13 protein-coding genes and 1 riboswitch are annotated in these 13969 nt (G+C 50.3%); of the genes, 12 read left to right on the top strand and 1 reads right to left on the bottom strand.

What is annotated here, in order from left to right:
- The first annotated feature begins 150 nt into the window (after nt 1–150).
- From ACZ5FK_RS13015 to ACZ5FK_RS13050, 8 genes are all read left to right on the top strand, one after another.
- A complete protein-coding gene (locus ACZ5FK_RS13015) occupies nt 151–1830 on the top strand; it encodes an FAD-dependent oxidoreductase (RefSeq protein WP_464805312.1) in 1680 nt (559 codons plus the stop codon).
- 12 nt (nt 1831–1842) lie between these two features.
- Complete coding sequence (locus tag ACZ5FK_RS13020; RefSeq protein ID WP_464805313.1) at nt 1843–2298, top strand: CoxG family protein; 456 nt, start codon at nt 1843–1845, stop codon at nt 2296–2298.
- 694 nt (nt 2299–2992) lie between these two features.
- Entirely contained in the window at nt 2993–4318 is a 1326-nt protein-coding gene (gene ltrA / locus ACZ5FK_RS13025) for a group II intron reverse transcriptase/maturase (RefSeq protein ID WP_464805314.1), read from the top strand.
- A 392-nt stretch (nt 4319–4710) separates the two neighbouring features.
- A complete protein-coding gene (locus ACZ5FK_RS13030) occupies nt 4711–5895 on the top strand; it encodes an AAA family ATPase (RefSeq protein ID WP_464805315.1) in 1185 nt (394 codons plus the stop codon).
- Nucleotides 5896–5907: 12 nt separating this feature from the next.
- Nucleotides 5908–7326 (top strand): vWA domain-containing protein, encoded by a 1419-nt coding sequence (locus tag ACZ5FK_RS13035; protein WP_464805316.1) that lies wholly within the window; start codon nt 5908–5910, stop codon nt 7324–7326.
- Nucleotides 7327–7431: 105 nt separating this feature from the next.
- Nucleotides 7432–7857 (top strand): YugN family protein, encoded by a 426-nt coding sequence (locus tag ACZ5FK_RS13040; protein ID WP_464805317.1) that lies wholly within the window; start codon nt 7432–7434, stop codon nt 7855–7857.
- Nucleotides 7858–8212: 355 nt separating this feature from the next.
- The gene (locus tag ACZ5FK_RS13045) at nt 8213–8851 is read left to right on the top strand and encodes a FusB/FusC family EF-G-binding protein (protein ID WP_464805318.1); all 639 of its coding nucleotides are present in this window, start codon (nt 8213–8215) and stop codon (nt 8849–8851) included.
- A gap of 106 nt (nt 8852–8957) precedes the next feature.
- Entirely contained in the window at nt 8958–9407 is a 450-nt protein-coding gene (locus ACZ5FK_RS13050) for a DUF4362 domain-containing protein (RefSeq protein ID WP_464805319.1), read from the top strand.
- Nucleotides 9408–9514: 107 nt separating this feature from the next.
- On the opposite strand, the gene ACZ5FK_RS13055 is transcribed toward ACZ5FK_RS13050, so the two are convergent.
- Entirely contained in the window at nt 9515–10135 is a 621-nt protein-coding gene (locus ACZ5FK_RS13055) for a cupin domain-containing protein (RefSeq protein WP_464805320.1), read from the bottom strand.
- Between the two features lie 185 nt (nt 10136–10320).
- Between ACZ5FK_RS13055 and ACZ5FK_RS13060 the strand changes: the two genes are divergently transcribed.
- The 4 genes from ACZ5FK_RS13060 (at nt 10321) to ACZ5FK_RS13075 (ending at nt 13959) form a co-directional block, all read left to right on the top strand.
- Nucleotides 10321–11097, top strand: a complete 777-nt coding sequence (locus ACZ5FK_RS13060; RefSeq protein ID WP_464805321.1) for a GNAT family N-acetyltransferase — start codon at nt 10321–10323, stop codon at nt 11095–11097.
- 77 nt (nt 11098–11174) lie between these two features.
- Nucleotides 11175–11290: riboswitch (TPP riboswitch) on the top strand.
- 143 nt (nt 11291–11433) lie between these two features.
- Nucleotides 11434–13209 (top strand): phosphomethylpyrimidine synthase ThiC, encoded by a 1776-nt coding sequence (gene thiC / locus ACZ5FK_RS13065; RefSeq protein WP_464805322.1) that lies wholly within the window; start codon nt 11434–11436, stop codon nt 13207–13209.
- An 18-nt stretch (nt 13210–13227) separates the two neighbouring features.
- Nucleotides 13228–13398, top strand: a complete 171-nt coding sequence (locus ACZ5FK_RS13070; RefSeq protein ID WP_464805323.1) for a hypothetical protein — start codon at nt 13228–13230, stop codon at nt 13396–13398.
- 120 nt (nt 13399–13518) lie between these two features.
- Nucleotides 13519–13959 carry a hypothetical protein gene (locus tag ACZ5FK_RS13075; RefSeq protein WP_464805324.1) on the top strand — a complete coding sequence of 147 codons (441 nt, stop codon included), beginning with the start codon at nt 13519–13521 and terminating at the stop codon, nt 13957–13959.
- Nucleotides 13960–13969: the final 10 nt, after the last annotated feature.

The raw sequence follows: 13969 nt of genomic DNA on the forward strand, positions 1-13969 counted from the left end.
ACACTTATCCGAAAAATGATTATTGTCTTAACTTTTATCTTCTCTATAATTATACATGACAACACTTGGCCGATAAAGAGCTGCAAGCAATCCTGTAGCAGGCCGATTTATTTTGCAAGCGCTTACGATAAGAAAAGGGGGTAGTTTTGGATGATCTTGAAGAATGAAGTGAAGTGGGACATGGAGACGGATGTAGTGGTTCTTGGAAGCGGCGGAGCAGCGTTGACATCGGCCATCCTGGCGCATGATCAGGGAGCCGAGGTCCTTATCCTTGAAAAATCAGACCAGATTGGCGGCACAACAGCGTTCTCGGGCGGAATTCCATGGATTCCGAATAACCGGTACATGAAAGAACTTGGTCTTGAGGATTCACATGAAGACGCCAAGAAATATATTACGAAGCTGACGCATGGCAATGAACCCGATCCTGAACTGATCGATGTGTTCATCGAGGAGAGCGCCAAAATGATCGATTACTTGTATGAGCATACGCCTGTGCGGTTTGCAGTTCCGCGCGGCTATGGGGATTACTACGCTGATCTGCCCGGGGGTAAGCAGGAAGGGCGCTCACTCGATCCGAAGCCGTTTCCGCTGAATGAACTTGGTGAGTGGGCTGATAAAGTGCGCCGGAACCCGATTTTCCCGCCGCTTACACTTGAAGAGGGCGGAGCGGTTGATCCCGGGGAAATCGATTTCAATATCGTCGCAACCCGAATGGAGCAGAACATTACGACAATGGGACGTGCTCTTGCTGCTGGACTGTTCAAGGCGGCGCTAGACCGGGGAATTGAGACAAGGCTGAAGACGCCGGGCAAGGAACTCGTCATGAATGAGGATGGTGCCGTAATCGGCGTCCGGGCGGAACAGGAAGACGGAACAAATCTTCTCATCGGTGCCCGTAAAGGCGTCATGATCGGAACGGGCGGATTCGAGTGGAACAAGGAGCTCGTGCGCGCATTCCTGAGAGGCGCAGTCACACACCCGCAATCCCCATCGTACAACGAGGGAGACGGTCTCATTATGGCGATGGAGGCGGGGGCGGCTCTTGCGAATATGGGAGAAGCTTGGTGGTCGCCGGCTTTCGTCGATCCAACAATGGAATACGAAGGCAAAGTGTATAACCAGATCGATACGCAGGCGCGGACAATGGCGAACACAATTATGGTCAACCAGCACGGCAAGCGTTTCGTCAATGAAGGATCTTCGTACATGGATTTGCCGAAATCCTTCTACACATATGATCAAAACACACAATCCTTGCCGAACCAGGCGAACGCTTGGATGATTTTCGATCAGCAGCTCAAGGACCGTACGCTGATCGTCACGATGGCGCCGGGCGAAGATGCGCCGGACTGGCTCCCGCAGGCAGGCAGCATCCGCGAACTCGCGGAATTGATCAATATTGATCCGGATCAGCTTGAAGCGACCGTGGAACGGTTCAATGAGAACGCACGTAATCAGATCGATCCGGACTTCAACCGCGGCTCGCTGCATTTTGAGAAGTTCACGACAGGTTTCGCAGGACCGCAAGCCATCCTCGGAGCGATTGAAAAAGGGCCATTCTACGCGATGCCGGTCTATCCGGGTGCGCTAGGTACGAATGGCGGCCCGCGCATCAACGAGCATGGACAAGTCATGAGCCTTCGCGGCAATGTCATTCCAGGCTTATATGCCGCAGGAAACGCCGCCATGGGTGTCCTCGGCGGCGCCTATCCGGGGGCGGGCGGCACGATCGGACCGGCACTCACATTCGGCTATTTGGCAGGAAAACATGCGGGCAGTACAGAGGGACGGAAAATCACAGAACTCAAGGACATGGCCATTTCATAAGGAGGTATCACAATGCCTAGTGGAACACATACGATAGATCTTGATATACCGATTGAAAGAGTATGGGAATTCGTCAGCGACATGAACAGATGGGCACCACTCGTTCCGGGATATATCACACATGAAATCTTGAGCGACAAACAGTCGACATGGGAATTCAAAGGCGATATCGGCATCATGCAGAAGCTTGTCAAACTGCGGATTGACATTACGGAATGGCAAGAGCCGTCCCTTGTCACGTTCGACTTGACCGGGCTGAATGAAAATTTCGCGGGCAACGGTTATTTCAAAGCGGAAGCGATATCTGACAGCCAAACGCGGATGCAAGGGAACCTCGACATCACCGCTAAAGGCATGATGGCCCCGATGATCAATACGATTTTGAAATCATTCGTACCGAAAACAGCGGAGGAATTGACGAAGGCGATTGCGGATGAAATCACAGAAATCGAATTGAAACGAGTTTAAGTTAGGAATACGTCTGCCGGCAGCCCTTCAGGGGTTTGCCGGCTTTGTGCGCTTGGCAGCGCATTTCTCTAATGGGTGAAAGTCCCTAACATACCGCAGTGGCGGAAATGTATAGTTGACTGGCAGTGCGGGAGTCGTGAGAGTCCGTGCGGAGGGCCAGAAGACAAAACCCGGAACAGGTGGCATACACCATGTTGGCTGGTAGGATAGGATGACCTTGCAAAGCATGGGGATGTCCAAAACCACGCTATATCCTATTAGTTATGAGGACTGGATTCGGGGGAAAGAGAATTGACGTGACCCAAGGAGATCTCATTTTCTCCACCTACGGTGGTAAGAGCCTGTCAAACCCGTAATGGACAAGGGAGGCTTTACGGAGAGTGAGAAGTCAGAGCAGGGGATAGTAGTAAAGAAACTTATCCGAAAAGCCACAAAGGTAAGTGACTTATCATTATATTGATAAGACCCATGGTGACCCAAAAGGCATTGTGTGGATGCGAAGCCCGTCTGTCCATGTAAGAAGAGTAAGTGCGCTTGATGGTTCTCCATGTGCCAAGCAGAAGCCGAGGAGGCAGATAGCCAAAGAATCGGAACCGAAAAGTCAGTAGGTTGCTTGGGGGCGGAGTACTCGTCTTATTCGCTAACCAGTGAAACCCTATACGGTTAGTAGAGGGATTAGGAAGGATACGGACACATGAAAGAATCGACAAGAAAGCAAGACTTTCATGCAGGTGGAAAGTCTCCAAAGAAATCCAAATGGTATAGCCTGTTTGACAAGGTATGGGCTTATTCGAATCTAGAGGCATCCTTCTATGATGTCAAGAAGAATAGAGGAGCCCACGGGGTGGACAACGTCACGATTAAGGAGTATGAAACCGAATTGGAGCATAACTTAAGAATGCTTCAAAACTCCTTGCGTGAGAAAACATATCGTTCCAAACCTGTCAGAAGGGTTTATATACCAAAAGCGGACGGAACCCAACGTCCCCTTGGAATTCCTACAGTGCAAGACAGGATTGTACAGGCGGCAGTCAAGCGAAAACTTGAGCCAATCTTTGAGAAGAAGTTCCTTCCGTGCAGCTACGGTTTTCGTCCTGAAAGAAGTGCCCATATGGCGATTGAGAAAATCCGAAAGGATTTATTGGACGGGTATACCTATGTGATTGACGCGGATATCAAAACCTATTTTGACGCGATACCTCACGGTAGACTTATGGAATTGATAAGGGAGGAAATGGTCGATGGGAGTGTACTATCCTTAATCGAACAGTTTCTACAATCGGGAGTTCTGGAAGATGGGGTTTACTATCAGAGCAACAGCGGCAGTCCGCAAGGCGGAGTTATCAGCCCGCTACTGGCAAACATCTATTTGCATCCGCTGGCTGAAGTGATGACACAGCGAAACCATCGAATTACTCGATATGCAGATGACTTTGTAATCTGTTGTAAATCAAGAAAAGGTGCGGAAAGAGTACTCAAATCCGTCACGAAAATTCTTGAAGGCGATTTGGGTCTCGTAGTACATCCGACAAAAACCAAGATTGTAGACAATCTCAGCGAACCTTTTACATTCCTTGGATACACTTTCAAGATGGGATATTACCATACTCCATCGAACGAGGCCGTTCTGAAATTCAAGAAGAAGGTAAAGGAAGTCACTAAAAGAAACCAGACCGTCGACCTTGAGGAATTTATTAAACATCGGCTAAATCCGATAGTGAGGGGCTGGGGCAGATACTTTGGCATCGGCTTCAGTAAGAAACTATTCTCGGAACTGGATTCATGGATTCGGCGAAGACTTCGAATGATACAGTTAAGAAGCTGGAGGAATATTAAAAAGCTCCATAAGGAGCTTAGGCGAAGGGATTGGAAAGGAGAACTTCCTAATTTAAGAATGACAAAATGGAGAAGTTCCCTATCCACACCTGTTCATGTAGCAATCCCAAATGAAAAGTTTCGGGAGCTACGTCTGGTATTTCTGCTTGATATCTATCAGGACCTGCATCCCCAGAGGGGATAAGCATGGAGGAGCCGTATGCGATGACCCGCACGTACGGATCTGTGAGAGGCGCATGAATTTATTCATGCGCCTACTCGATTTGCGTGCAGGGAGGAAATAGGTGTTCAATCATGCTAAATAGGCGTTCGGCATCGTTAAATGGGCGTTCACCTGGCTAAATGAATGGGCGTTCATCCATCTAAATAAGGCGTTCATTACAAATTGTCGTTCCCCATCGTAATTGGATCGTTGCCGCAGTAAATGGTCGTTCATTCTCTACTAATACCCTTGCCATTGATAAAGGGCCGCTCCACGTAACTGTCACCAATCTCCCGTGGGAGTGAATATGCGGGAAGTGGGGTAAGAAATTAGCACAATGCAAATCTCGTAACTGACAGAGGGGTGGAGACATGATGAATCCGAGTGTACAGAAACTGAAAGAAATCGAGCGGGTGCTGAATTCCCGGTTTTATGAGCGTGAACAGGAAGTCGAGGGTCTGCTGCTCGCTCTCTTGGCAAAACAGCATATGCTGCTGATTGGACCGGCGGGGACGGCAAAGTCGGCGCTGTCCACGGAGCTTGCGGAAATCGTCAGCGGCACATCCTATTTCCAGTGGCTGCTGACGCCGTTCAGCACGCCTGAAGAATTGTTCGGTCCGCTGTCGCTGAAGGAGCTGGAGGAGGGGGTGTACCAGCGGAATACGGAAACCAAAATGCCGGAAGCGCATATCGCGTTCTTGGATGAGATTTTCAAAGCGAACTCGGCAATTTTGAACAGTTTGCTAACACTCGTCAACGAACGGCTCTTTTATAACGGCGGATCCCCTGATGTGGTCCCGCTCATGTCGGTCATCGGAGCTTCCAATGAATTCCCCGAGGAAGGTGAGGGGCTGGAGGCCCTATATGACCGTTTCCTGCTTCGCTACATGATTGATTTTATTGAAGATGAATCGAATTTCTTCGCGATGATGAAAGAAGGGGAGGAGGCGGAAGAGCGGCCTTCCATGAGTTTGGATGAACTGAAGGAGCTGCAGGAATTGACGGAACGCGTTCCGGTACCGGATGAGGCGGTGGAAGCGCTCGCCCGTATCCGCTCTGAATTGCAAGATGAAGGGATCCAGCCTTCCGATCGCCGGTTCAAGCAGTCACTTGGCGTTTTAAAGGCGAAGGCGCTTCTGGAAGGCCGAGATTCTGTCGAGCTGAAGGATCTTGTAATCTTGCAGCATATGCTTTGGGAAGCGCCGGACCAGAGAGATGTCGTGCAATCGGCGGTTACGCGGCATACTCAGCAGCAAGGGGGCATCCATTCGCTCGCCTCTATATCGGCCGAGGCGGAGGAAATCTATGATGCGGCTGTTCGCGATCCATCCCAGGAAGCGGGTGTGGAAGCGCTGAAGAAGCTGAATGAGCTGAAACAGGCGCTTCCAGGAATGCCGGAAGCCCACGCGGAGAGCGCAGCGGCAGCTGACAGTCTATACGCGCGTATTGATTCGATGATACGGGAAGTGGAGAACAGCCGGATCGATTCAGGATATGCAGCGCAGGAACCGGCCCGGAAGGATACGGACGGGCAGGATGGCGTCTTTTTCCGCATGTGAGGAGGGATTGTCGTGAGAAGGAGCAAAATCATACGGGATCAGCGTTCTGTCCTCAATACGGATGCTTATGACAAGCGCCGGTTTCAAGAGATGTTCATGATGTCGGAAGGACTGCAGCGCGTGCGTGATGAAGCGGATTTTCCTTGGATGGAATCCTTGCTCGGGGATATGTGGGCTTCTTTCTATAAGATGAAACCACAAATTGTGGAGGATCATGACCCAGCGCTGAAGGTGAATCGTACATTACTTGAAACGTGGATGAACCATGAGAGATTCGGGGAGCACCGTGAGAATACGAGGCTGAACGAGCTGTCCGCCACTATTTCGACTGTGCTGGTGGCCGAGAAATTGAGCGATTGGATGGCTGATCAAAAAGAGCGGGATGGTGAGTTTGCAAGACTTCTGGAAGCTGCGGAACAGACTTTGCCAGCTGGAGAACCTGGCGGACATGCAGTGGATGAGCTTGCGGATGTACCCGACGAAACGCTGGACGAGCTGGACAATCTCTTGCAGCTCGCGCTGACGAGGGACGGCGATGGATTTGCGGAAGCTGCGGAAGAAGCGATGGACGAGACACTGCAAGTACAGAACAATATCGTTTCATTGCTCGGCCAGGAAAGCGGCAAAGGGGCTCCGGATTTGAAAAAGGTTCCACTCCGGGATCAGCTTGCCGTCGCCGATCAAGTCGCCCATGATATCCGCCTTCAGAATATAGCGGAATGGGCCGGGCGTTTCAAAGGGATTGCGCGGGACAAGCGGAAAGAGGAGTATGCGGATGCGATGGAACGGCGCGGCGTCACGTTCGGGAATGAACTTGACCGGCTTCTGCCTTCCGAACTCGGCATGTATAAGCATCCTGTCCTGAAAACGGAGTTTCTCCGGCGATTTGCGGAAAAGGAAACAATGCAATTCGATCAAAAAAAGCGGAGCGATCTCGGAAAAGGTCCCATTGTCTTCTGCTTGGACCAGTCGACAAGCATGCGGAAGCTCGAGAACCAGTCCAAAGGGTTCGTCCTCGCTCTTCTTTCTATCGCGAAGAGGCAGCATCGGGATCTCTGTGTCATTCTTTTTTCCACGGAAAGCAAATGCCTGACGTATAAAAAAGGGTTGATGGCAGCGAGCGATCTGATCGAACTTGCGGGGCTCTATTTGGGTGGCGGAACGGATTTCGGGGCGGCACTCGAACAGGCACTCTCCGTTATCGAGGACAGCGGATTTGAAGACGCGGATGTCGTGTTCGTAACGGATGGCGAAGATGAGGTGGACAAAGTGTTCCTGGAAGCGTTTCTTGAAAAGAAAGAGGAGCTTGGTTTTCAAGTCCTGTCACTATTGCTCGGCACCAGCCGCGAAGCCGTGGAGGCGTTCTCGGACGAGATTATAGACGTGGATGACTTCAATGATGAAGGAAGTTACAGGGCATTTGAGCTCTAAACAAGGGCCCGAACCCATTCCTAGTTTGCAAGTTCCGCAGCGAGGGTATTCTAGTGGCAATACGAGAATGAATAGGAATATATACAGAAATGAAGGTGGACATTGATGATTGAATTAAAAACTGATTTGCCTGGAAGGCGGGCGTTGTACGGAGATGCCGCAGCGGTACTAAGAGAGCATGGCATCGTCCTAGGCGGCGGCTGGGATTTCGATCAAGGGATGTTTGACGGGATCTTGCTTGATAATGACGAAGAAACGATTTACATCCGGCTTCCATTTGATGTTCTCGAAGGCATGCTGGACGAAGACAACGCATTGATTGAGTTCCGGAATCCGTTCATCATTAAGCATATCTTGAATATTGGCCTGGATGATGGCGAAAGTCCGATCCTGACGACAGTCGGGCTGAATCAATTCCAGAGCCCCGATGCCCCGGATGCCCCGATTTACAACGAGCAATGGGTCAAAGATGGAGAGGCACTCGTCGCTAAAATCACAGGCCATCATGTTTTTTCAGGAGAACTACTGTAGTGAAGCTAGGACAGCCTGCCAATCCGGCGGCTGTTTTTTTATGCGGGTTTTTCGGCAGGCGGCCTGGACATCGCCACATATGTGCAGGAAGAAGTGTGTGGGTATGGAGAAAAAGTAACTGCTTGTCATACAAAAAGGATGGCAGTATGATAAGGAACAAAGGAAGCGGGAGGTGATGTGAAGATGGCAAGAACAATGGCATTGCCAGCTTCAAACAACACTCATGCAGAGCCTGTTATGGGAAAGGCGATACTTTGCATGGGGCGGACGAAACGGTAAATCGCTTGTATGCAACTTTTGCATTTCTAGGCTTTGCACTTTGTTTGATTGAAATAAAACAGAGGAGCTGTCAGAAATGAAAGTTGATCCATTTATGAGAAATGACCAGTTCAATGTGATAAAGCGGCTAGTGCTGCAACTGGTGAACGGCCACTCTACAGTGAGTGACCAGCATGTCATCGGCGCAATCGAATCGTTGTCGAATGAAAAGATTGGGAATCTGCTGCCTGAAACTACAGATGTGCAAAAAGAAATTCTTAGCGGCATTGGAAACGTCGAGGACAAGGAAACGGCTGAACAGTACCTTGTGGAATTAAAAAAATACATCATTCCGTTCAAAGAGCCATCGGACCAGCAGCTGAAAAAGCTGTTTCCAAAGGTCAAGAAGCTGAAACTGCCCACTGAATTGAATTATCAGCGAATGACTTTTTTAAGTTATGATGACCTCGGTACAAAGAAGCGGTATATGATTGTGCCGACACCGAAAGGTACAGTAGGGCTTGCGGGTACGTACGAAGAGGTGAAGACGAAGCAGATATGCTCCGTCTGCAATCGCCTGACGGAGTCATACATGTTCATGACGAAGAAAAAAGGCGAGATTCCCGGCACCTATACGACCAAAGGGAATTATATTTGCCGCGACGCGGATGATTGCAATCAACACGTGCTTGAATTAGAGAAACTTCATGAGTTCATCGACCATATGAAAAAGTAACGAGAGAGTCTCCTCGACACGCGTTGAGGGGGCTTTTTTTCACCTGGGGATATGCCGCCCGTCTTTTGCATATAGTCAAAACGAGACAGTGCGAAAGGGGAATGGAATGGACAAACGATTACTTTTGCCGCTACTCCTGAGTGTCCTGCTGCTAGCCGCCTGTACATATGACAGTGAAAAGGCACTGAAAAATGGGGATGTCATCAATATGCACGGACCGGTTTACAACTTCGTCTACTTCGAAAAATTTCTGGAGCACGTGGAAAAGGAGGGCCAGGCTTTCGTCCGAATCTCGAATTTTACGCCGGAGGGCAATCCGACACTCTATAACGTGACGTTTGACGGTTCCGTTTTTCATCTTGAAATTGACCGTTCCGGCAATAAAGAACGTGGGGACAAGCCGGCGAAAGAGAAACTGTCTTGCACAGAGCTCGAACGCGAGGAGGGAGAGCAGCTGTTCAGCTATTCGCTCCAGGGCTGTCGTTCTGAGTCCTCTACTGATCAATTCACGTTGCTGAACATCTTAAAGGAGCAGGAGATGGATCACGATCATTAACCTTGCGGAACGTAGAGTATGGAGGATTATCGATGTCCTACAGTTCCATATGCAATAAAAGCAAACCAGGCACCAATACGAGCGGGGCCTGATTTGCTTTTTACAGCCTAATATGGATAATAGCCGTGATAGGGCGATCCGGTCTGGACGGGAAATCCTCCGCCCGGCTGCCTGCATCCTGCTGGAGGAGCGATGATGACCCGGTCCTTGATCGGCGCGAATGCTTGCTGGACGAGCCGTTCATCCAGGCAATACGCCTTAGCGAACACTTGCGGCGGGGTCACTCGTAAAATGTCCGATCCCCAGACCGTATCCAGTTTCGCTGTGTCATAGATGGTGAGGACGTGCGTGTTCTCTCCACTTGCATTAAAATAATGCCACCAGCCTTGCGGAATTGTCACGGCTTGCTGTGGGCCGATCCGGTAGCTGATCAATTCATTTGTCTTGGGATTGATCATCGACACGACCGTCTCACCCGTGATACCGTAAATCAATTCATCTGCGTTTGAATGGTAATGAGGCTCCACGCCATTGTCTCCGCCCAGAAAAACATCTAACAGAACTACATTGCCAAGCGTCTTCAGTTGCTCCTGGCTTAGTACATTTATATAATTGCGTTCATTTTTCGTGAAAAACCGGCTCTTGCTCAAATCGTAGGCATACTGCAAATTCGGATCTTTGAAATCCACGTCATGCTTCTCGATGATTCCATCACTCCCTTGGGCCATGGTCATTGCCTTTCTAAGGTATGCGAAGGCCCGGAGTCATGTGAATGAAAAGGCCCGAAATGCTGCCGTTTGAAAACCGAGAATGTGCTATCCTTCCTGAATGGATACGGGCATGTTGATGTTGACTGGGCAAAAGTGAGGTATTATCAACTGATGGATGAGTTTTTTTAGAAGGAGGGATCCGCGTGAATCGGCAACAGATCCTGGATTTATATGATCATGAATTGCGGCGCCATCTAGTGACGCCAGGCTATATCCGGGAAGAGACGGAGCACGTCATCCGTCATGTCTCACAGCACGGCGAGAGAGGGTTCATCATCGCATCCGATGTGAATGAAGAGAACGCAAGCCGCGTTATACGGGAGGAACTCGCCTATTTCAACGGGCAAGGCTCCGGGTTCGAGTGGAAAGTATACAGCTATGACAAGCCCGGCAACTTGAAGGAGCTTCTTGAAACGGAAGGGTTTGAGTGCGAACCTCCTGAGGCGCTCATGGTTTTGGAAGTGGAAGAGAGCCATCCGCTCGTGACCGGAGATGCTCCCTTGACGGTAACCGAAATAACAGACGAAAAGGGCATCTGCGAAATCATTTCACTCATGGATTTCATATGGGCGGATACGCATGATGAACTGGGAACCCGGCTCTGGCGAGATAAGCAGAACGATCCCGACTCGCTTTTCCTATATGGACTTTATGAGGGGGACAAGCTGATCAGCGCCTCGTGGATGTACTTTGAGGAAAACTCATCATTCGCGAGTCTATGGGGCGGCTCGACATTGCCCGAGTATCGCAAAAAGGGCTGTTACACATCGATGCTCTCCGTACGGGCAAAGAAAGCATGGGAACACGGTTACCGGTTCCTCACAGTGGATGCCAGCCCGATGAGCAGGCCGATTCTAGAGAAGTACGGATTTCAGTGCCTTGCGCAAATGGCAGGCTGCCAGTCGCCTGAAAGAGGGTAAAGTTGCATTACAAATCAAGGAAGAACTTGACATTGCATAAATGTCAGGTAAACTGAAAGTGTTCGAACAAATGAATACTGTTGAACTAGGGGTGTCCGGATAGTCCGGACTGAGAGGGAAAAGCGATGATTTTTCCTAACTCTTTGGACCTGATCTGGCTCGTACCAGCGTAGGGAAGTTTCTCTTAAACATAATTTGGCATACGGCAGACGTATGTGTTTAAGACCGGGTCCGCATGATGAGGATCCGGTCTTTTTGCGTCTTTGCGGGCTCAAATTCCCTGTATTGGATAGAGTCATAGGTCACCCGAATAAAAAATGAGGGGACGATGACGAAATGACAAAAATGACAGAAGACACACCGATTCACATCCATTCCTGCTTCCCGGCAAGCCGGAAAGTATACGTGCAGGGCAGCCGAGAAGATCTCCAGGTGCCGATGCGGGAGATCGAATTGTCGCCGACGATCACAGAAGAAGGCGAGTTCGACAACCCGCCGTTCCGTGTTTATGACACGAGCGGCAAATACACCGACCCTGCCCATGAAGTGGACATCCGCAAAGGCTTGCCGGAACTCCGGAAGCCATGGATTTTAGAACGCGGAGACGTCGAGGAATACGAAGGTAGAAAGGTGAGGCCCGAGGATAATGGATACCGAGCTGGAAAAGAGAAGGAGCATGAGCAGTTTCCGCTCCTGAAACGCAAACCGCTCCGGGCGAAAGCCGGAAAGAACGTGACGCAAATGCATTACGCGCGAAATGGGATCATCACGCCCGAAATGGAATTCATCGCAATCCGTGAAGGGCTGGATGCGGAGTTTGTACGGTCAGAAGTCGCAAGGGGGCGTGCGGTCATCCCTTCGAACATCAACCATCCGGAAGCCGAGCCGATGATCATCGGACGCAACTTCCACGTGAAGATCAATGCGAACATTGGAAACTCAGCCGTCACTTCGAATATCGCACAAGAAGTGGAGAAGATGACGTGGGCGACTAGGTGGGGTGCAGACACGATGATGGACCTGTCGACTGGTAAAGACATCCATACAACACGGGAATGGATCATCCGCAATTCGCCGGTCCCGGTCGGCACGGTTCCGATCTATCAGGCTCTTGAAAAAGTGAATGGAAAAGTGGAAGACCTTTCGTGGGAAGTGTTTCGCGATACGCTGATTGAACAGGCAGAGCAAGGCGTCGACTACTTTACGATCCATGCTGGCGTACTGCTCCGCTATATTCCGCTCACTGTGAAACGGGTCACCGGGATCGTCTCGCGCGGCGGGTCCATTATGGCGCAGTGGTGCCTCCTCCATCACCAGGAGAGTTTCCTATACACACACTTCGAAGAGATCTGCGAAATCATGAAAATGTATGATGTTTCCTTCTCGCTCGGAGACGGCTTGCGGCCGGGCTCGATCGCGGACGCCAATGACGAAGCGCAGTTCGCGGAGCTTGAGACTCTCGGAGAACTGACAAAGATCGCATGGAAACACGATGTCCAAGTGATCATCGAAGGGCCGGGACATGTCCCGATGCATTTGATCAAAGAAAACGTGGACAAGCAAATGGAGATTTGCGGGGAAGCACCTTTCTACACGCTCGGACCGCTGACGACAGATATTGCGCCAGCGTATGATCACATCACATCTGCAATCGGGGCGGCGATGATCGGCTGGTTCGGCACCGCGATGCTTTGCTATGTGACGCCGAAGGAGCATTTAGGATTGCCGAACCGGGAAGATGTCCGGGAAGGGGTCATCGCGTATAAAATCGCGGCCCATGCGGCAGATCTCGCGAAAGGGCATCCAAGTGCGCAGAAGCGCGATGATGCACTTTCAAAAGCACGATTCGAATTCCGTTGGCGTGACCAATTCAATTTGAGCCTGGATCCGGAGCGGGCGATGGAATACCACGATGAGACGCTGCCAGCAGAAGGGGCGAAGATTGCGCACTTCTGCTCGATGTGCGGCCCGAAGTTCTGCAGCATGAGAATTTCGCACGATATCCGTAAATACGCGGACGAGAAAGGGCTTGACGGGATGACTGCCATTGAAAAGGGCATGGAGGAAAAGGCGAAGGAGTTTCAAGAAGCCGGAGGACAAATCTATACTTGACGGGAACGAGGGATGGGCATGACGGTGATCGACCGGCTGCTTGCGGACATTGCCGAAGGGAAACAGCAGTTGTCACGGCTGGAGAGGGAACTCAAAGAACTTCAGGATCGTTGCGTGCATGACTTTCAAATGGCACGTTCACATCAGATCTGCCGCAAGTGCAAGCTTGTGGAGAATTACCACTATTAATCAAGAAAGATGCCGGGCACGAAACATTTCCGGCATCTTTCTTGATGTATGAAACGAATCGGCTGCACGGTCGTATATATACATAAAGCAGAAACCGATCAAAATGCGAGGTGGATTTCTATGTTTACAAAGAAAAAGAAAGACAGCGAGACTGTGTTTTACAATGTTGGCATCTATGTGCCTGACACCGTCTCTGATGAGACATACATGGAATGGGACGAACAGCTGGCTGACGCGGCTGATAATGTAGGGACGAGTGAATTGATTGAGCTTGCCGAATATGACCAAGCCGTGATCGCTGACATAAAAGAACGTTTTTCCCATGTCGATGTGACAAGACGCTTTTTCATGATCAATAAAATAGACCATGAAGCCATCCGCAAAGAGGTCGAGCAGCTCGAGAAGGAGAACAAATGGCGGAAGTTGTTTGGGCGGGTCAGTGCCGAGGAATACGCCGAAGCGGAAGACCGGATTGTCTCAAGTCCCGAGCGGGCATTGTGCTGCACAAATGATCTGTATGAAGCGACCCGCTTTTTGGCAGACGCGGCAAAACGGGACTGAGCCGCGCCGC

The organism is Sporosarcina sp. GTC18466 (assembly GCF_055389225.1).